Source organism: Cognatishimia sp. MH4019 (genome assembly GCF_020177595.1).
Lineage (GTDB): Bacteria > Pseudomonadota > Alphaproteobacteria > Rhodobacterales > Rhodobacteraceae > JAHTBL01.
Genome location: NZ_JAHTBL010000004.1, coordinates 199,729 through 217,383, shown reverse-complemented (window position 1 = coordinate 217,383; position 17,655 = coordinate 199,729). Strand labels below are relative to the sequence as shown.

At 59.6% G+C, this 17,655-nt stretch carries 18 protein-coding genes; 14 read left to right on the top strand and 4 right to left on the bottom strand.

Going from position 1 to position 17,655, the window contains the following annotated elements:
* The 8 genes from purH (at position 1) to KUW67_RS09160 (ending at position 8,899) form a co-directional block, all read left to right on the top strand.
* Positions 1-1,590: a bifunctional phosphoribosylaminoimidazolecarboxamide formyltransferase/IMP cyclohydrolase gene (purH, locus tag KUW67_RS09195; RefSeq protein WP_224824993.1), complete on the top strand. Its 1,590-nt coding sequence runs from the start codon at positions 1-3 to the stop codon at positions 1,588-1,590.
* Between the two features lie 11 nt (positions 1,591-1,601).
* Entirely contained in the window at positions 1,602-2,084 is a 483-nt protein-coding gene (gene lspA, locus KUW67_RS09190; RefSeq protein WP_224824992.1) for a signal peptidase II, read from the top strand.
* Positions 2,085-2,136: 52 nt separating this feature from the next.
* Positions 2,137-2,664, top strand: coding sequence for a DUF3035 domain-containing protein (locus KUW67_RS09185; RefSeq protein ID WP_224824991.1), 528 nt, complete (start codon positions 2,137-2,139; stop codon positions 2,662-2,664).
* Between the two features lie 82 nt (positions 2,665-2,746).
* Positions 2,747-4,087 (top strand): pitrilysin family protein, encoded by a 1,341-nt coding sequence (locus KUW67_RS09180; protein ID WP_224824990.1) that lies wholly within the window; start codon positions 2,747-2,749, stop codon positions 4,085-4,087.
* On the top strand, positions 4,084-5,397 hold the full coding sequence (locus tag KUW67_RS09175) for a pitrilysin family protein (protein ID WP_224824989.1): 1,314 nt from the start codon (positions 4,084-4,086) through the stop codon (positions 5,395-5,397). The genes KUW67_RS09180 and KUW67_RS09175 overlap by 4 nt, the downstream gene beginning before the upstream one ends.
* Before the next feature lie 44 nt (positions 5,398-5,441).
* Positions 5,442-7,253, top strand: coding sequence for a DNA mismatch repair endonuclease MutL (gene mutL / locus KUW67_RS09170; protein WP_224824988.1), 1,812 nt, complete (start codon positions 5,442-5,444; stop codon positions 7,251-7,253).
* Positions 7,250-8,419, top strand: a complete 1,170-nt coding sequence (locus KUW67_RS09165) for a DNA recombination protein RmuC (protein ID WP_224824987.1) — start codon at positions 7,250-7,252, stop codon at positions 8,417-8,419. Before mutL ends, KUW67_RS09165 begins: the two co-directional genes overlap by 4 nt.
* Before the next feature lie 24 nt (positions 8,420-8,443).
* Entirely contained in the window at positions 8,444-8,899 is a 456-nt protein-coding gene (locus KUW67_RS09160; RefSeq protein WP_224824986.1) for a cupin domain-containing protein, read from the top strand.
* 51 nt (positions 8,900-8,950) lie between these two features.
* Here KUW67_RS09160 and KUW67_RS09155 read toward each other — a convergent pair whose 3' ends face one another.
* Complete coding sequence (locus tag KUW67_RS09155; RefSeq protein ID WP_304522390.1) at positions 8,951-9,601, bottom strand: ChrR family anti-sigma-E factor; 651 nt, start codon at positions 9,599-9,601, stop codon at positions 8,951-8,953.
* Positions 9,602-9,606: 5 nt separating this feature from the next.
* Positions 9,607-10,143: a sigma-70 family RNA polymerase sigma factor gene (locus tag KUW67_RS09150; RefSeq protein WP_224825147.1), complete on the bottom strand. Its 537-nt coding sequence runs from the start codon at positions 10,141-10,143 to the stop codon at positions 9,607-9,609.
* Between the two features lie 240 nt (positions 10,144-10,383).
* Between KUW67_RS09150 and KUW67_RS09145 the strand changes: the two genes are divergently transcribed.
* From KUW67_RS09145 to KUW67_RS09120, 6 genes are all read left to right on the top strand, one after another.
* On the top strand, positions 10,384-11,682 hold the full coding sequence (locus KUW67_RS09145) for an NAD(P)/FAD-dependent oxidoreductase (RefSeq protein WP_224824985.1): 1,299 nt from the start codon (positions 10,384-10,386) through the stop codon (positions 11,680-11,682).
* On the top strand, positions 11,679-12,437 hold the full coding sequence (locus KUW67_RS09140) for a DUF1365 domain-containing protein (protein ID WP_224824984.1): 759 nt from the start codon (positions 11,679-11,681) through the stop codon (positions 12,435-12,437). The genes KUW67_RS09145 and KUW67_RS09140 overlap by 4 nt, the downstream gene beginning before the upstream one ends.
* On the top strand, positions 12,434-13,675 hold the full coding sequence (locus KUW67_RS09135) for an MFS transporter (RefSeq protein WP_224824983.1): 1,242 nt from the start codon (positions 12,434-12,436) through the stop codon (positions 13,673-13,675). Before KUW67_RS09140 ends, KUW67_RS09135 begins: the two co-directional genes overlap by 4 nt.
* A gap of 5 nt (positions 13,676-13,680) precedes the next feature.
* Positions 13,681-14,244 carry a DUF3833 domain-containing protein gene (locus KUW67_RS09130; RefSeq protein ID WP_224824982.1) on the top strand — a complete coding sequence of 188 codons (564 nt, stop codon included), beginning with the start codon at positions 13,681-13,683 and terminating at the stop codon, positions 14,242-14,244.
* Complete coding sequence (locus KUW67_RS09125) at positions 14,241-14,972, top strand: SDR family NAD(P)-dependent oxidoreductase (RefSeq protein ID WP_224824981.1); 732 nt, start codon at positions 14,241-14,243, stop codon at positions 14,970-14,972. The genes KUW67_RS09130 and KUW67_RS09125 overlap by 4 nt, the downstream gene beginning before the upstream one ends.
* 71 nt (positions 14,973-15,043) lie before the next feature.
* The gene (locus tag KUW67_RS09120; RefSeq protein WP_224824980.1) at positions 15,044-15,361 is read left to right on the top strand and encodes a DUF3775 domain-containing protein; all 318 of its coding nucleotides are present in this window, start codon (positions 15,044-15,046) and stop codon (positions 15,359-15,361) included.
* Here KUW67_RS09120 and KUW67_RS09115 read toward each other — a convergent pair.
* Positions 15,358-16,497, bottom strand: a complete 1,140-nt coding sequence (locus KUW67_RS09115; RefSeq protein WP_224824979.1) for a saccharopine dehydrogenase family protein — start codon at positions 16,495-16,497, stop codon at positions 15,358-15,360. The two genes, KUW67_RS09120 and KUW67_RS09115, sit on opposite strands and share 4 nt — an antisense overlap.
* A 3-nt stretch (positions 16,498-16,500) precedes the next feature.
* Complete coding sequence (locus tag KUW67_RS09110; RefSeq protein ID WP_224824978.1) at positions 16,501-17,553, bottom strand: saccharopine dehydrogenase; 1,053 nt, start codon at positions 17,551-17,553, stop codon at positions 16,501-16,503.
* Positions 17,554-17,655: the final 102 nt, after the last annotated feature.

Below are 17,655 nucleotides of genomic sequence, written 5' to 3'. Positions count from 1 at the left end.
ATGACCGATCTTGTGCCACTGCGCCGTGCGCTTCTTTCCGTATCCGACAAGACCGGGCTGATTGATCTGGGCAAGGCGCTGGCTGCGCGCGGGGTTGAACTGCTGTCGACCGGCGGAAGCGCCAAGGCGCTGCGCGATGCCGGGCTTGAGGTAAAGGACGTGGCCGAGGTGACCGGGTTCCCCGAGATGATGGATGGTCGGGTAAAGACGCTGCACCCGGCGGTGCATGGCGGTTTGCTGGCGCTGCGCGACAATGACGATCATGTGGCTGCGATGGCGGAGCATGGGATCGGGGCGATCGACCTGCTGGTGGTGAACCTTTATCCGTTCGAGGCGACGGTCGCTGCGGGTGCGGGCTATGACGACTGCATCGAGAATATCGACATTGGCGGGCCCGCGATGATCCGGGCGGCGGCCAAGAACCATGGGTTCGTGTCGGTTGTGGTCGATGTCGAAGACTATGACCCCTTGCTGAGCGAATTGGAGGCGAATGACGGGCAGACCTCGCTCGCCTTCCGCAAGACGCTGGCGCAAAACGCGTATGCGCGCACAGCCGCTTATGACGCGGCAGTCTCCAACTGGATGGCGGATGCGATTGGCCAAACTGCGCCGCGCCGTCGTGCTGTGGCTGGCACGCTGGCGCAGACCCTGCGTTACGGGGAGAACCCGCATCAGACGGCGGCGTTCTATACCGACGGCACTAACCGCCCCGGTGTGGCCACTGCGGCCCAGCTTCAGGGCAAAGAGCTGTCTTACAACAACATCAACGACACCGATGCCGCGTTCGAGTTGGTGTCGGAGTTTCTGCCTGCAGACGGCTTCGCCTGCGCAATCATCAAGCACGCCAACCCTTGCGGCGTGGCGCAGGGCAAAACGTTGAAAGAGGCGTATACCCGCGCGTTCGATTGTGACCGCACCTCGGCTTTTGGGGGGATCATCGCGCTGAACTCGACACTGGATGGCGAGACGGCAGAAGCAATCTCAGAGATTTTCACCGAGGTCGTGATTGCACCCGGTGCGCATCAGGAGGCCAAGGATATCTTTGCGAAGAAAAAGAACCTGCGCCTGCTGCTGACCCCCGGTCTGGCTAATGTGCGCGATGGCAACATGACCGTGCGCCAGGTTTCGGGCGGGTTGCTGATGCAGGACAAGGACAATGGCTATGTCGGGCTGGATGATCTGAAAACCGTGACCAAGCGCGCGCCAACCGAGGCTGAGCTGAAAGATCTGCTTTTTGCCTGGAAGGTCGCAAAGCATGTCAAATCCAACGCGATCATCTATGTGAAAGACGGCGCCACCGTTGGTGTGGGTGCCGGTCAGATGAGCCGGGTGGACAGCGCCCGGATTGCCGCCCGCAAGTCGCAGGACATGGCCGAGGCGATGGGGCTGGACAGCGCGCTGATCCAAGGCTCGGTTGTGGCCTCTGACGCGTTTTTCCCCTTTGCCGATGGCCTGATGGCTGCGGCTGAGGCCGGGGCGACGGCTGTGATCCAACCCGGCGGTTCGATGCGCGATGACGACGTGATCGCGGCAGCAGACGAAGCGGGTCTGGCGATGGTCTTCACCGGCATGCGCCACTTCCGCCATTAGGAGCCCGACCGATGCGCCTTCTCACTTGGACTGCCTTCTGGGCGTTTCTGGCAGACCAGATGACGAAATATCTGGTCGTCCATGTGATGGAGCTTGAACGGACCTCTCCTATCGAGGTGTTCCCACCGTTCCTGACCTTTATCATGGGGCGCAATTACGGGATCAACTTTGGCCTCTTTGCCAATCAGGGCGATGCAATGCGCTGGATCCTGATCGGTCTGGCGCTTGTGATCTGTGCGCTTGTGGTTCACTGGATGCGCTCGGAAAGCTCGCGTTGGTCGTTTATTTCGGCCGGATTGCTGATTGGCGGGGCGCTTGGCAACGTGGTTGATCGCGTTCTCTACGGCTACGTGGCTGACTTTTTGAATATGTCGTGTTGTGGAATCCGCAACCCCTACACGTTCAATGTGGCCGATATTGCAATTTTTGCAGGGGCGATTGGGCTTGTGATCTTCACAGGCGAAAAGAAAAGCGATGATGCAAAGACCCCGTGACGCCGCCCAATGGATCGGCTAACAAAGGGGCAACAAGCAGATGGAGGCTTCAATGCAAGGCAAGATGCGTAGCACAATCGGTGTGATTTGTGTGGCGATGACCTTGTCCGCCTGTGATCGGGACCGGGTGCCAGAGCTGCTGCACATCCGCTCGGATGGCCCTGACGAATTCGCGATCCTGCCGAACAAGCCTCTGCAAGCTCCGACGGATTACACGGCCTTGCCACAACCCACCCCCGGTGGGGCCAATCTGGTCGATCCGACGCCAAAGCAAGACGCTGTGGCGGCCCTTGGGGGCAGCCCTGCGCGGATGCAGCGCAACAACGCTTCTGCCGGTGATGGTGCAATCCTGGCCCATACAACGCGCTTTGGTCGCGCCGGTGGCATTCGCGAAAGCCTTGCCTCTGCGGACGAGGATTATCGCCGCCAGAATGACGGGCGTTTGCTGGAGCGTTGGTTCAACGTGAACATCTACTACGACGCCTATGCGCCACAATCGCTGGACGCCTATCGCGAGCTGGAACGCTTCCGTCGTCTGGGTGTGCGCACCCCGTCTGCTCCGCCCCCGATCGAAGAGTGATCTCACATCCCCGTTGGGATGCTTGAAGTTGGGCCGCCGTGACGTAAGTCTCTCACAACGTTTCTTTATGAAAGGACGCTGGATGCGCCGTCTCTTTGCTTGTTTCATGGCCCTCTCTCTTGCCGCGCCCGCGCTGGCCGAGGAGGAGGTGACGACCTTCACCCTTGAAAACGGCCTTGAGATCGTCGTGATCGAAGATCACCGCGCGCCCGTTGTGGTGAACATGGTCTGGTATCGCGTCGGCTCGGCGGATGAACCCGCAGGTAAATCCGGCATCGCTCATTATCTTGAGCATCTGATGTTTAAGGGCACCGAAGACCTGGATCCGGGCGAGTTTTCCTCAACCGTGGCAGCAAATGGTGGCACGGATAACGCCTTCACCAGCTATGATTACACCGGCTACTTCCAGCGCATCGCCGCAGATCGGCTTGAACTGATGATGAAGATGGAAGCCGACCGGATGGTCAATCTTCAGCTGAGTGAAGAGGACTGGTTGACCGAACGCGATGTGGTCAATGAAGAGCGCAATCAACGGGTCGAGAATAATCCCGGCGCGCTTTTCGGCGAACAACGTCGCGCGGCGCAGTATCTGAACCACCGATACGGTGTGCCGATCATCGGCTGGCAGCACGAGATGAACGCGCTGACATTGGATGATGCGTTGGCGTTCTATGACCGCTTCTATGCACCGAATAACGCCGTGATGATCGTCGCCGGTGACGTGGAGCCTAATGAGGTTCTGGCCTTGGCAGAGACCCATTTCGGCCCGATCCCCGCGAACCCCGATCTTAAGCCGCGCAACCGCACCCAAGAGCCTGAACAGACCGCTGAGCGGCGTCTGGTCTTTTCCGACCCGCGCGTGTCTGAGCCGTATGTGATCCGCACCTATCTGGCCCCTGAACGCGATCCCGGCGCGCAGGAAGAGGCCGCGGCCTTGGTGATGCTTTCGCAGCTGCTGGGTGGTGAAAGTGCCACCTCCTATCTGGGCCGCGCGCTGGAGTTTGACACGCAAACGGCCGTCTACACCTCGGCCTTCTATGACGGTACGTCGCTCGATGACACGACCTTTGGCTTTGTCGTCGTCCCGACGCCTGAGGTGTCGCTGCAAGAGGCTGAAAACGCTCTGGACGCCGCACTTGCCCAGTTCATGATTGACGGTGTGGACACCGAAAAGCTGGAGCGTATCAAGATGCAGCAACGCGCCTCGCTCATCTACGGCAAGGACAATGTCCAGTCGCTCGCCAACCGTTATGGCAACGCCTTGACCAGCGGTTTGACGGTCGAAGATGTGCAGGCCTGGCCGGACATTCTACAGGCGGTGACGCCCGAAGACATCATGGCTGTGGCCGAAAACGTGCTTGATAAACGCCGTGCCGTGACTGGCTGGCTGACCCGTGCTGAACCTCAGGAGGTCACCCAATGACCCGGCTCTTTCTCGCGCTTTGCGCCACGATCCTTTTGTCGCTGCCCGCCCGCGCTGCCGTTGATATTCAGGAAGTCACCTCGCCCGGCGGCATCACCGCATGGCTGGTCGAAGAGCCCTCGATCCCGTTTACAGCGCTTGAGCTGCGCTTTCGCGGTGGCACCAATCTGGACCGTGAGGGCAAGCGCGGGGCGGTGAATCTGATGACTGGCTTGCTTGAAGAAGGAGCCGCCGATCTGGATGCCCGCGGCTTTGCCGTGGCGCGTGACAACCTTGCCGCCAGCTTCGATTTCGACAGTTATGATGACGCGGTGTCCATCTCGGCGCGTTTCTTGTCTGAGAACCGCGATGACGCGCTCGCCTTGCTGCGCACGGCCCTTGTTGAGCCGCGCTTCGACCAAGACGCGCTGGACCGTGTGCGCGCGCAGGTGCTGGCGGGCATCAGGTCTGATCTGAAAGACCCCGATGAGATCGCTTCCAACGCGTTCAACGCGATTGTTTACGGGGATCATCCTTACGGTACGAATGACACGGGCACCGTTGAAACGGTAACCGCACTGACCCGCGATGATATCCTGCAAGCCCATCAGGACGTGCTTGCACGCAGCAACCTTTACGTCAGTGCAGTTGGGGATATCACCGCTGACAAGCTTGGCGTGATGCTGGACGAGCTACTGGGTACGCTGCCCGAAGAGGCGGCCCCCCTGCCGCCGCGTGTCGAGATTGCGACCGAAGGCGACATCACTGTCGTGCCTTATGACACGCCGCAATCCGTTGCGATTTTCGGCCATCGCGGCATCGACCAGGACCATCCGGATTTCTTCGCGGCCTTCATTCTGAACAACATCTTCGGCGCCTCCGGCTTTGAAAGTCGCCTGATGACCGAAGTGCGCGAGAAACGCGGGCTGACCTATGGCATTTACAGCTTCCTCGTCTCCAAGGATTTGGCCGAGGTCATGGTGGGTCAACTGGCCTCCAGCAATGAACGCATGCCCGAGGCGATTGAGGTCGTCAAAGCCGAGTGGGCGCGCGTTCAGGCCGAAGGGGTGACTGCGGAGGAGGTCGAGGCGGCCAAGACCTATCTGACAGGGGCCTACCCCTTGCGCTTTGATGGCAACGGCCGCATCGCGAACATCCTCGTGGGGATGCAGATGACCGGCTTGCCGATCGACTATGCCGAGACCCGCAACGACCGGATTAACGCCGTTCCATTGGAAGAAATCAACCGCGTCGCTTCCGAGTTGATGCAACCTGATGCGCTGCGGTTCGTGGTGGTGGGCCAGCCCGAAGGTTTGGCCTCTACCAACTGATCTGACCTTTCAGAATCGCGGTCGGGCATGCTACACCTTGTGGCATGCTCGACCGTCACCCCAATATAAAGCCGATTATCCGGCAGCTTGATGAAGCCGCGATCAACCGTATCGCGGCAGGTGAAGTTGTTGAGCGTCCCGCCTCTGCGGTGAAGGAACTCGTTGAAAACGCTCTGGATGCGGGTGCTGGACGGATCGAGATTTGCTATGCCGAAGGCGGCAAAGCCCTGATCCGGGTGACCGATGATGGCTGCGGAATCGCGGCTTCTGATCTTCCACTGGCGCTGTCGCGTCATGCCACCTCAAAGATTGACGGATCGGACTTGCTGAACATCCATACATTTGGATTTCGTGGCGAGGCTTTGCCGTCGTTGGGGGCCGTTGGTCGGCTCACAATCACCTCGCGGGTCGAAGGGGAAGACGCGGCGCAAATTCATGTCGCTGGTGGCAAGATGGATCCGGTGCGCCCTGCCGCGCTGTCCAAAGGCACGGTCGTCGAGCTGCGTGATCTCTTCTACGCCACGCCCGCGCGCTTGAAGTTCATGCGCACCGACCGGGCCGAGGCGCAAGCGATCACGGATATCATCAAACGTCTTGCGATGGCCGAACCGTTTGTTGCCTTCACCCTGCGCGATGTGACGGGCGGTGGCGAGGGGCGCGTAACCTTTCGCGCGGATGCTGAAACCGGCGATCTATTTGATGCGCTGCACGGTCGTCTTGCCCGCGTGTTGGGTCATGAGTTTGCCGATAACGCACTTCGCATCGACGCCCAGCGGGAGGCGCTTCATCTGACGGGATACGCCGCGCTGCCGACCTATTCGCGCGGCTCTGCGGTGGCGCAGTTTCTTTATGTGAACGGTCGCCCGGTGCGGGACAAGCTGCTGATCGGTGCTTTGCGCGGTGCCTATTCCGACTTCCTGAGCCGGGACCGCCATCCGGCGGCCTGTCTCTTCATCGACTGTGACCCGACGCTGGTCGACGTGAACGTGCATCCCGCGAAATCAGAGGTCCGCTTCCGCGAGCCGGGGCAAGCCCGTGGTCTGATTGTCTCAGCGCTCAAGCACGCTTTGGCAGAGGCCGGGCACCGCGCCTCGACCACGGTTGCGGACGCGACGCTGGGCGCAATGCGCCCCCAGTTCTCTGAATCGCGTGTCTATCAGATGGACCGTCCGTCGCCCTCCACCCTGACGGCGAGCCACCAAGCCCAAGCGCCTGGTTTTGCTGAGACCAGCGCCGTTTTCGCCCGCGTCGAAGAGCCTGTGGTGGATGCCGCAAATCACCCCCTCGGCGCCGCGCGCGCGCAGGTGCATGAGAATTACATCATCGCCCAGACTGCCGACGGCATGGTGATCGTCGATGGTCACGCCGCCCATGAGCGTCTGGTCTATGAGAAGCTGAAACGTCAAATGGCGGAGAACGGCGTCGCCGCGCAGGCGCTTTTGATCCCGGAGATTGTCGAGCTGAGCGAAGGCGATGCAGCGCGTCTGATGGACATCGCGGACGATCTGTCCAAGCTGGGTCTGACGATTGAACCCTTTGGCGGCGGCGCCGTCGCCGTGCGCGAAACCCCGGCCATTCTGGGCGAGGTGAACGCCGCCAACATGATCCGCGATATCCTTGATGAGCTGGCCGATCTGGGCGACAGCCAAACCGTGCAGGCGCGGATCGAAGCGATCCTGAGCCGGGTCGCCTGCCACGGCTCCATCCGCACCGGGCGCCAGATGCGCGGCGACGAGATGAACGCGCTCCTGCGTGAGATGGAGGCGACGCCCCATTCCGGTCAATGCAACCACGGGCGGCCCACCTATGTGGAGCTGAAGCTGGCCGATATCGAACGGCTTTTTGGGCGCACATGATCCAGCTCGGTGATCAAACCTATGCGCTCAGCGATCCGCTGGTCATCGCGGCGCTCATCGGGGTCGGCGCGCTTCTACTGATCGTGATCTTGCTTGTGATCGCCGTGCGCGCGGCGGGCCGCTCTGCCCGCTTGGCCGAACCGCTGGCCCAGCAGATTGGCGTTCTTGGCCAGCGCGTTCAAATGCTGGGGGACGGCCAGCAGCAACTCTCTGGCGGTCTGACCCATGTGTCCGAGGCGCAGGCGGCGGCGCAGAACAACATGCTCACCTTGATGGAGCAGCGCTTGGCGCAAGTCACGGAAAAGATGAACGAAAACCTGCAAGGTTCCGCACGCCGCACCGCGCAATCGCTGGGCGATTTGCAGCAGCGCTTGCAGACGATCGACAAGGCGCAGGCCAATATCACCAAGCTCTCGGGCGATGTTTTAAGCCTTCAGGACATCCTGTCGAACAAGCAAACGCGCGGGGCTTTTGGGGAAATTCAGCTGCATGACATCGTCTCAAAAGCGCTGCCGAAAGACAGCTATAGTTTGCAGGCCACACTCTCGAACGGGCGGCGCGCGGACTGTTTGATCCACCTGCCGAACCCACCGGGTCCGATTGTGGTCGACAGTAAATTCCCGCTGGAAGCCTATGAGGCGCTGCGCAACGCGACGACCGATTGGGAGTTGAACGAGGCCGCAAAGTTTCTGCGGACTTCGGTCAAGAAACACATCAAGGACATTGCCGAGAAATACGTAATCGAAGGCGAAACAGCCGATGGCGCGCTGATGTTCCTGCCGTCAGAGGCGGTTTATGCCGAGCTGCACGCCAACTTTCCCGAACTGGTTCGCGAAGGGTTCGCGGCGCGCGTCTGGATCGTTTCGCCCACGACCTGCATGGCGACGCTCAACACAATGCGCGCGATCCTGAAAGACGCGCGGATGCGCGAACAGGCCGGCGCCATCCGCAAAGAGCTGGGCTTGCTTTATGCGGATGTCGATCGGCTTGGCACGCGGGTCGAGAACCTGGACCGGCATTTTGGCCAAGCCTCCAAAGACATCGCGGATATCAAAATCTCTGCCGATAAGGCGGGGCGCCGCGCAAAGCGGCTCGATAACTTTGATTTTGAGGAACTGGCCGAGGATCGTGATAAAGTTGTCCCGCTGAAAGGCCCCGCTGAATAGGGCCTGCCCCAAAGGACGACGCCCATGCCGATCATCAAACTTGCTGATGCCCCGATCGAGGAAATGACACCTGAGACAGCTGATGCGCTTGGTCCTTACTGCGCGCATCTGCTCAGCGATGCGGGCGGACTGACCCAATTCGGAGCGTTCGTCGAAGTGCTCGCCCCCGGTTCGCGCTCGTCGGACAAGCATTATCACATGACCCAGGATGAGTTCGTCTACGTGCTGGATGGCACAGTGACGCTGCACGAAGGTGACAGCACGACAGATATGAGCGCAGGCGATGCAGCGACCTTCAAAGCGGGCGCGCCGGTTGGACATTGCTTTGAGAACCGCTCGGACGGGCCGGTGAGCTACTTGGTTGTTGGGACGCGGTCGGGCGATGATGTGGTGCACTACACCGAAAGAGATAAGGTGCTTACGGTCAAGGATGGGGTTCGCTACGTCACGGATCGCAAAGGCAATCCGATCCCGGAATGAAAAAGGGCGGGGAAGCCCCGCCCTTGTCTGATCTTTTGCAGTGTCTTCGCGTCAGATGCGCAGGAAGGGCTGCGCGATCCGCGGGATGAGAGAGTTGAACTTGAGCGGCGCATCGGTTGCGGCCAAGCAAATGCAATCCTCGCCTGCTTCGGCAACAGGGTGATGATGAAGCTCTTGATCCGCGATCTCGATATCGCCACGACCAAAGCGACCATCTTCGTCACTGAACGCGCCTTGAAGCACCAGCGTCATCTCCATGCCCTTGTGCGAGTGATCCGGCATCGCAGCCCCCGCAGGGATATAGAGCAACCGAACCGAAGCTTCTTTTGAGGTTTTCAAAACCGCCTGTTTCACACCCATGCCGATACCGCGCCATTGCACGCTGTCCAGATCACCGCCGACATAATCCTGCAAAGGCGTCGGGAAAATGCCGGGCTTGTGCGCCTGCACGGTCTGGATCGCGTCTTTTGGCATTTCGCTGATCAGCTTCAACGTTGCCTTGAACGCTCCGTCAGAGATTGTTGCAACCTCGTCGCTTTCCAACACCGCGCCGCCCACTGCGTCGTAACTTGCAGCCGCTGCACGACACTCGTCACACATCGACAGATGCGTTGCGACAACAAGGTTGAAGGCTTCGGGCAGCGTGCCTGCCGAATAAGCCATCAGAATATCGTCTGTCAGGTGATGCTTAATATTCATCATTCCATTCACTTCATTGCGTGGCGAAGTCGTTCCAACGCCAACCTAATCCGGGACTTGATCGTGCCAAGAGGAAGACCAGTCTCGTCAGCGATTTCGCTGTGAGAAAGGTCTCCGTAATAGGCGCGCATGATCAGGTCCCTTTGTTTCTGTGGCAGCTCAGTCAATGCCTGAGCCAGTTTGTCTGTCTCTTGTTGCAGGGCCAGAACGTCTTCCTGTTCGGGCTCTGCCTCGGGACCCCATGACAAATCCTCGGGCTCGGGCCGCCGCTGCTTGCGGAATGCGTCGATCTTGCGGTTTCGGGCAATCGTGAAGATCCACGTTGCCACACTTGCCCGCGAGGGATCGAACATATGGGCCTTGTGCCAGAGGGTCGCCATGACCTCCTGAGCAATCTCTTCTGCGAGGGCATCATTCGCCCCCGACTTCATCAAAAATGCTTTCACACGGGGCGCAAAATGCGCAAACAACTCGGCAAAAGCCGACTGATCCTGCGCGGCTTGAATACGCTCCATCTGAGCGACCCAAGGCCCCTGTTCTAGCATGTTGTTGACAGACACTTGTCCACTTCCGGTGACACGGATAGGTTGACCCGCGTCAGCACCATATGGGATCGGAGGAGCAATTGCACCCGATTCCTCAGCAGAGTGTGTGCCCTGTAACATGATTGATATACGGGGCGGTGAGGGGAACGGATCACTTGCAGGTGAAATTTATTTATCATCCGACGCGTGGTTCGCACCGTAATGAAAGATAACGGTTTGTGACCACGGAGAGACCAGTTCATGCCATTTGAAACACCGGCCGCTGCGCCGAAAAAGATCGCTGTCATCGGGGCAGGGATCTCGGGCATGGGGGCTGCCCATATGCTGGCCGACGATCACCGGGTCGTTCTGTTTGAAGCAGAGCCGCGTCTGGGCGGTCATGCGCGCACAATCATTGCAGGCAAGCGCGGCGATCAGCCTGTGGATACGGGCTTTCTGGTCTTTAACAACGTGAACTATCCGCATTTGGTGAAGCTGTTCGAAAAACTGGACGTCCCGATTGCCGACAGCAACATGAGCTTTGGCGTCTCCATCAATGGGGGGCGGTTGGAATATGCGCTCAATTCGCTCGACACGCTGTTTGCACAGCGCCGCAATCTGCTGAGCCCGCCGTTTTTGGGGATGGTGCGTGATATCTTCCGCTTCAACAATCAGGCCGAGCATGTGGCCCGCGACACCTCGCTGACCATTGGGGAATTTCTGAAGGAACTGGGCACAGGCGACGCGTTTCGTGACAATTACCTATTGCCGTTCTCTGGCGCGATCTGGTCGACGCCGACGGAAAACATCCTCGACTTTCCGGCGCACGCGATGGTCGAGTTTTTCAAGAACCACGCTTTGCTGAGCCATAAGGGCCAGCATCAATGGTATACGGTCAAAGGCGGCTCCATCCAGTATGTCGCGCGGCTTGAGGCTGCGATGAAAGCGCAAGGCGTCGACATTCGGTTGTCTGCCCCGATTGCAGCCGTGGCCCGTGCACCGGAAGGTGTGCGTGTGAAGGCTGAGGGTGGCGATTGGGAGCTCTTCGATGAAGTGGTCTTTGCCACCCATTCCGATGACAGCCTGCGCATGTTGGCTGATCCGTCCGAGCATGAAACGCGGTATCTGGGCGCGGTTAAGTATCAGCCCAATGACGTGGTTTTGCATTGCGATACGAACATCATGCCCAAAGCCCGAAAGGTCTGGGCGTCGTGGAATTATACCGAAGGTTACGCCAAGCAAAGCGACCGCATTGATTTGACCTATTGGATCAACAGCCTTCAGCCGATCCCGATGGATGATCTGCATTTCGTGACGCTCAACTCGACCCGCGAGATCAGGGAAGAGTGTATCTATGACCAGACGGTCCTGCGCCACCCGGTCTATGACACTCCTGCGCTTGAGGCGCAGGGCGTGATCGCCGAAGCCAATGGTACCAACCGCACATGGTTCTGTGGGGCGTGGATGAAAAACGGGTTCCACGAAGACGGGCTTTCCAGCGCTGTTGACGTGGTTGAAGCACTGAACCGGGCAACCCCGGCGGCTGTGGCGGCAGAGTGAGCGCCCGCGTCGATCATATCCAGGGCGAGACCTTTCACGGTCGCCGCGGCGCGATTGAAAACGCGTTCCGCTACACGATTGACTACGTGATGCTTGAGCCTGAGCAGGAGGTGAAAACGCCTGCTTTGTTCGGGCGCAATAGGGGCAACCTGACATCCTTGCAGGACAGCGATCACGGCGGCCCCCCGAAAGAGGGGCGTGGGGCAATCTGGGTGCGCGAGGTGTTGGCCGCACATCACCTTGACCTGCCGGGCCGCGTGATCCTGCTGGCCCAGCCGCGCGTCCTGGGCCATGTCTTCAACCCGGTCAGCTTCTGGCTATGCCATGATGCAGAGGACCGGATGTGCGCGGTGATTGCCGAGGTGTCCAACACGTTCGGGGATCGCCATTCCTATTTGTGCCATCACGACGACCTGCGCGAGATCAGCCGGGAGGATACGCTTCAGGCAACCAAGATCTTCCACGTCTCGCCGTTCCAGCAGATCGAAGGCGGCTACACATTCCGCTTTGACATTCGCGACGACAAGATCGGCATCTGGATCGACTATTCCGCGGGCAATGGCGGCTTGATCGCGACGCTGGTGGGCAAGCGCGTGCCGCTGACCAATGCGGGTATTCTCAAGGCCTGCCTGCGCCGTCCTTTCGGGTCGCGCCGGGTGCTGGGGCTGATCCACTGGCAAGCGCTTAAACTCTGGGCAAAAGGCGCGCGCTACAATGTGCGGCCCGAGCCGCCCACCCATGACGTCTCGAAATGAGCACAGCCACGGCCACAGCCCTGTCGGAACGTCTTCCGGCCTATTCGCTGTTTGCGATGATCCTGTCGGGGGCGGGCCTGCCGATCTATATCTACGCGCCGAAATTCTATGCCGATAACTTCGGGGTCAGCCTGACGGTGCTGGGGGCTGTGTTGTTTGGGTTGCGCCTCTTTGATGTGGTGCAGGACCCGGTTCTGGGCTGGCTGTCCGAGCGTCTGGGCGATGCGCGCCGTCTGGCTGTCTGGATCGGAGCAGTGTTGCTGGCCCTCTCGATGATCGGGCTTTTCGCCGTCGCACCGCCGCTTCCCCCGCTACTGTGGTTCGGTATCACGATCACGGGGCTTTTTACGGCGTTCAGCTTTCTCAGCATCAATTTCTATGCCCAAGGCGTGGGCAAAGCCGACACGATCCGCGGCAGCCATATGCGCCTTGCGGCATGGCGGGAGACGGGTGCATTGCTGGGCGTCTGCATCGCCGCAGTCGCACCCACATTGCTGGCAGATTATGTAGAAAGCCCGTTTGCTGTCTTCGCCTACAGCTTTGCCGCCATTACGATCCTTGCGGCCATCGCGATGCTGCCGGAATGGCGCGGCGGTGTCACAAACGAGCCATCCCCGATCCGCGAAATCCTCAGCGATAAGTTGGCGCGTCGCTTGCTGATCCTCGCATTAGTGAACGCGGCGCCGCTGGCCGTGTCATCGACGCTGTTTTTGTTCTACGTCGAAAGCCGCCTGAACGCGCCGGGCATGGAAGGCCCGCTTCTGGTGCTGTTCTTCCTTGCTGCGGCGGCGTCCAGCCCGTTCTGGTCCTGGCTCGCGGGCAAAATCGGCCCGAAATATGCGCTGTTCATTGCCATGATCCTCGCCATTGCGTCCTTTGCCTTCGTGCTGACGCTGGGCGAGGGCGATACGACCGCCTTCGCGATCATTTGCGTTGTTTCTGGCGCGACGATCGGCGCTGACCTGACGCTTATGCCCGCGCTTTTCGCCAAGCGTATGGCCAAAATCTCGCCGAATGGGGGGCAGGGTTTTGGCCTCTGGTCCCTTGTTTCCAAGTTTACGCTCGCTTTTGCGGCAGCCGCACTACTTCCCATCCTAGAAGCCAGCGGTTTCAGCGCTGGAGACGCCAACTCCGAAGCAGCGCTGAGCACGTTAACGTATCTTTACGCACTGGTGCCGTGTGCACTGAAACTTATTGCCGTCGCCCTGTTGGCGGCGACGTCCTTGGAAGAAGGCTAAGACCCATGGATTATGTGATTTACATCCTCCTTGGCATCGCCCTCGTTATCGCGGTGTTGTGGAGCAAGAACCGTTATCTCTCTTTCAAGGCGCAAAGCCCGGATGACTACGAGGGTAAAGGCCCTCAGTTCGATATTCGCGAACATCTGAGCGGCCCGATCATCTGCGAAGGTGTGATCTATGGCCCCACGGGCCGCGTATCGTCGCGCTTTGTGGGCGACTTCGAGGCCGAGTGGAATGGCAATGTTGGAACCATGAAGGAAGTGTTCCGTTATGACAGTGGCAGCACCCAGGAACGCCAGTGGACGCTGACGCTGGGCAATGATGGCTCCATCAAGGCCGAAGCGCCAGATGTGATCGGGGCGGGCACCGGCAAGCAGCAAGGCTCTGCGGTGCAGTTAAACTACCGCATCAAGCTGGGCGAGGATGCAGGCGGGCATGTGCTGGATGCGACAGACTGGATGTATCTGGTCGAGAACGGGTCGATCATGAATCGCAGCCAGTTCCGCAAATTTGGGTTCAAGGTGGCAGAATTGGTCGCCACGATGAGGAAAAAGGAAACGACGTGACAGACTGGAATGGGAAGCGCTATTGGCTGGTCGGAGCAAGTGAAGGGCTCGGACGCGCGGTGGCAGAAGTGATGAGCCGTGCGGGCGTCGAGGTAATTGTCTCGGCCCGCTCGGAAGACCGGCTGAAAGAGCTGGTCGCAGAGCTTCCCGGAAAGGCGTCTTACGTCACGGTCGATGTGTCGGACCGCGAAAGCGTTAAAGCCGCCGCCAAAGAGGTCGGAGAGATCGACGGCGTCGTGTTTCTGGCTGGCATTTACTGGCCCATGAAAGTGCATGAATGGGACATCGAAAAAGCCGAAACGATGGCGGATGTGAATTTCACAGGCGCATTCCGCGTGGTCGGCTCGGTTATTGGCGACATGCTGGAGAAAGACAAAGGCCACATCGTGCTGACCGGCAGCCTGTCTGGCTTCCGTGGCTTGCCCGGCACAGTGGGCTATGGCGCATCAAAAGCGGGCGTCATGTATCTGGCGGAATCCATGCACGCAGATTTGCGCAACACCGGGGTCAAGGTCCAGATCGTGAATCCTGGCTTCATCAAAACGCGCCTGACCGAGAAGAACGACTTCTCCATGCCCTTCATCATGGAGCCGGAGGACGCCGCCAAGGAATTCTTCGAGCATATGAATGATGACAGCTTCAAAAAGAGCTTTCCGATGCTCTTTTCGTGGTTCTTCCGGGTCAGTCAGTTCCTGCCCGATTGGCTTTACTACCGCATTTTTGCGTAATCGCTTGTTCCAGATCAAAGGGTTTGGCCAGTCTGCAGGCTAGGGTTTCGTAACGACTCTGGGAGGCAAACATGCTCGACATCAACACATCCAAGATCGCGCAAGTGATCCTTTACGCCCGCGAGATGGAGCGGGCCGAGCCGGAACTGCGCGGCTTTATCGACAATCTCAACGAGGACGAACAAGCCTCGCTTGTTGCCGTGATGTGGATTGGGCGCGACAGTTTCGACGCGGATGATCTGGAGGAAGCCAAAGCCACCGCGCGCGAAGAGGCGACGACGCCCACCGCAGATTACCTGCTGGGAACGCCGCATCTGGCCGATCATCTTGAGAATGGTCTGGACGCGCTGGGCATCAGTGCCACCGACGCCGAGGATGATCTGCTTTAGATGTGATCGACGACCGCGAGGTGTTGGGCCAGCTCGTCCACTGCGCTGAGCCATGCGTTGAAAAGTGCCGGATCGCTGGGCGCTGCTGAAACGCCTGCTGGCATTTGGCCATTCATCACCGCCTCGACACCCAAGGACACCGGGATCGAGACAAGCCGCGCCATTGCGGTGCCGTTCTCGTCGCCCCAGGCGTCCATGGCGTAGGTCTTGTGATAAACCGCTTTGCCATCCCGCTCGGCCTGTAGTGAAACGCATAGAACCACTCGGTCCGGCTCGCCTTCGTCATAGGCGTTTTCCGCCCAGAACTGGTCGGCCATTTCCTTGAGCCGTGCCTCGCCCGTGGGGCCTTCCAGCGTTTCAATCTCTTGAAAGACCGGCGTCCACGCGTCTTTCCAACCGTTCAGGCGCAAGGTGCCTCGCACGAAATCGCGGACCTTCCACGCGGCGTCGAACTTGTAGTCCTCCATGAAGGGCAGCGAGTCGCGGTTGGGGTAGACCTCAAAGCTCTCGGCCACCTCTAGCGGAGCCATGTAGCTGCTGATTGCATCCCATGGGCGCGCCACGTCGAACGCTTTGAAATCGCGCAGGGATTTCGACGGTGAGCGCAGCGCTTTCAGCACGCCCAAAGGCGCCCAGCTAAACTTGTAGCGGAACGGGTTGGGGTGCTTTGGAATGCCCCCGCAATACGAGATGAAGGACAGCACGTTGCCCGCGTCATAAGCCTCCGACGCGCGGTAATCCGCGACCAGCCAATGGGCCATCAGATGATCAATGCCGGGGTCCAGACCAACCTCGTTCACAAGCGACACACCTGCCGCTTCTGCCTTGGCATGCAGCGCGCGCATTTCGGGCGCGATATAGCTGGAGCTGACGAAATGCGCGCCTTTGGCAATCGCCAGCTCGGCCAGCGGCACGTGCCAATCGCCGGGCAGCATCGACACGATCACGTCGCCCGGCTGCACTTCGGCCCCCAGCACGTCGATGTCAAAGGCCTGAATGCGCTGGGTCAGATCGCCCACGGCGTCTTGCGCTTTCTCGACCGTCCGATTCCAGACGGTCACCTCGTGACCTGCCTCAATCAGCCGACGCAGGCCGGGGATTGCAGATAGACCGGTGCCGCACCAATGGATCGTCATGGCTCAAACCTTTTCAATATGAGTGTCGAATGTCGCCTTCGCGCGGCCCCAGACGCCTTTGTCGATCGCATCCAATTGCAGCAGCGTGGGGAGCAATTGCCCCGCATAATCCTCAGAGCTTTCAACAGGCAGCATCGAGGGCAGATTGTCGATAGCGGTCACATCCAGCATCGGGGATGCGTGAACGCGCAGGGCCGGTTCCTCCCATGTCGTGACGCGATCATACACCTTGATCGGGTTGAAATCGCTGTCGGGATCGCAGGCGATATCGCCGATCACGCTGAGCTTGCGCTGAGCGGTCTTGGCAGATGCAGGCACGAACACAGGCGTTCCGGGGCGCGCGAGGATGCAGTTGAAGAACAGCTCATGCTGCAGGATTTCGGGGAAGGGCCCACCATGCGCGGTCTCGGCAATGTCCCAGCCGGTGACCGGCACGCCCATATGCGTGCACAGGTCCGCTGCCCCGGTGCCAACACGGCCCAACGCCCCAATGATCAGCGCAGTGGGGCGGGTGAACGCCCCGTTCAGGTCGGTTTGCAGATCGGCCAGCAGATGCTTTGAGCTGTCATAGACGCCAACAGGTCCGCAAATCTCGTCCCGCTGCTGAGCAGCCCAGCATTTCAGCGCGACAGCCGCGCCTGCATAGCCTGCCCAATACCCGAAGGCTGCAACCCTGCGACCATCCTCGGCCACCAGATACTCCAGATCGTAAAGGGTTCCGCCGCCCGCCTTGAAACGCTCAAGCAACTGCTTGCCGGATGGCTGCCCCTTGTAGGCATGACCAAACATGATGTGGCGGTGGGTAAGGGGGCGTCCGTCTTCGGGCAATTCTTTAAGCCCGAAGACAATCGCATCGTCCGGGGCTTGCCGCCATGAATTCTCGGGCGCGATCTCGCAACCGGCATCAACATAGCCCTGCAAGGGAATCGCCCGTACGGTGCTTTCCTCGACGGTTACATGCACCCCAGCGTCCAGAAGTGCCTTTGCGCCTTCCGGTGTCAGCCCGACGCGTTGCTCATGCTCCCGCTCTTCCGCGCGCACCCAAAGATGTGTCATGCATCCCTCCCGATTTACCAAAGGCTTAGGCAAAATTTGCCCTGATGCCAATGCCCATACCAAACCACTGTGAGCGATAACTGAACAAGTGTTCAAAAAAAT

What these genes read in the sequence shown, in the direction of transcription:
- purH (WP_224824993.1), top strand. Translation starts at nt 1, where the DNA reads ATGACCGATCTTGTGCCACTGCGCCGTGCGCTTCTTTCCGTATCCGAC.
- lspA (WP_224824992.1), top strand. Translation starts at nt 1,602, where the DNA reads ATGCGCCTTCTCACTTGGACTGCCTTCTGGGCGTTTCTGGCAGACCAG.
- KUW67_RS09185 (WP_224824991.1), top strand. Translation starts at nt 2,137, where the DNA reads ATGCAAGGCAAGATGCGTAGCACAATCGGTGTGATTTGTGTGGCGATG.
- KUW67_RS09180 (WP_224824990.1), top strand. Translation starts at nt 2,747, where the DNA reads ATGCGCCGTCTCTTTGCTTGTTTCATGGCCCTCTCTCTTGCCGCGCCC.
- KUW67_RS09175 (WP_224824989.1), top strand. Translation starts at nt 4,084, where the DNA reads ATGACCCGGCTCTTTCTCGCGCTTTGCGCCACGATCCTTTTGTCGCTG.
- mutL (WP_224824988.1), top strand. Translation starts at nt 5,442, where the DNA reads ATGCTCGACCGTCACCCCAATATAAAGCCGATTATCCGGCAGCTTGAT.
- KUW67_RS09165 (WP_224824987.1), top strand. Translation starts at nt 7,250, where the DNA reads ATGATCCAGCTCGGTGATCAAACCTATGCGCTCAGCGATCCGCTGGTC.
- KUW67_RS09160 (WP_224824986.1), top strand. Translation starts at nt 8,444, where the DNA reads ATGCCGATCATCAAACTTGCTGATGCCCCGATCGAGGAAATGACACCT.
- KUW67_RS09155 (WP_304522390.1), bottom strand. Translation starts at nt 9,601, where the DNA reads ATGATGAATATTAAGCATCACCTGACAGACGATATTCTGATGGCTTAT.
- KUW67_RS09150 (WP_224825147.1), bottom strand. Translation starts at nt 10,143, where the DNA reads ATGCTAGAACAGGGGCCTTGGGTCGCTCAGATGGAGCGTATTCAAGCC.
- KUW67_RS09145 (WP_224824985.1), top strand. Translation starts at nt 10,384, where the DNA reads ATGCCATTTGAAACACCGGCCGCTGCGCCGAAAAAGATCGCTGTCATC.
- KUW67_RS09135 (WP_224824983.1), top strand. Translation starts at nt 12,434, where the DNA reads ATGAGCACAGCCACGGCCACAGCCCTGTCGGAACGTCTTCCGGCCTAT.
- KUW67_RS09130 (WP_224824982.1), top strand. Translation starts at nt 13,681, where the DNA reads ATGGATTATGTGATTTACATCCTCCTTGGCATCGCCCTCGTTATCGCG.
- KUW67_RS09120 (WP_224824980.1), top strand. Translation starts at nt 15,044, where the DNA reads ATGCTCGACATCAACACATCCAAGATCGCGCAAGTGATCCTTTACGCC.
- KUW67_RS09115 (WP_224824979.1), bottom strand. Translation starts at nt 16,497, where the DNA reads ATGACGATCCATTGGTGCGGCACCGGTCTATCTGCAATCCCCGGCCTG.
- KUW67_RS09110 (WP_224824978.1), bottom strand. Translation starts at nt 17,553, where the DNA reads ATGACACATCTTTGGGTGCGCGCGGAAGAGCGGGAGCATGAGCAACGC.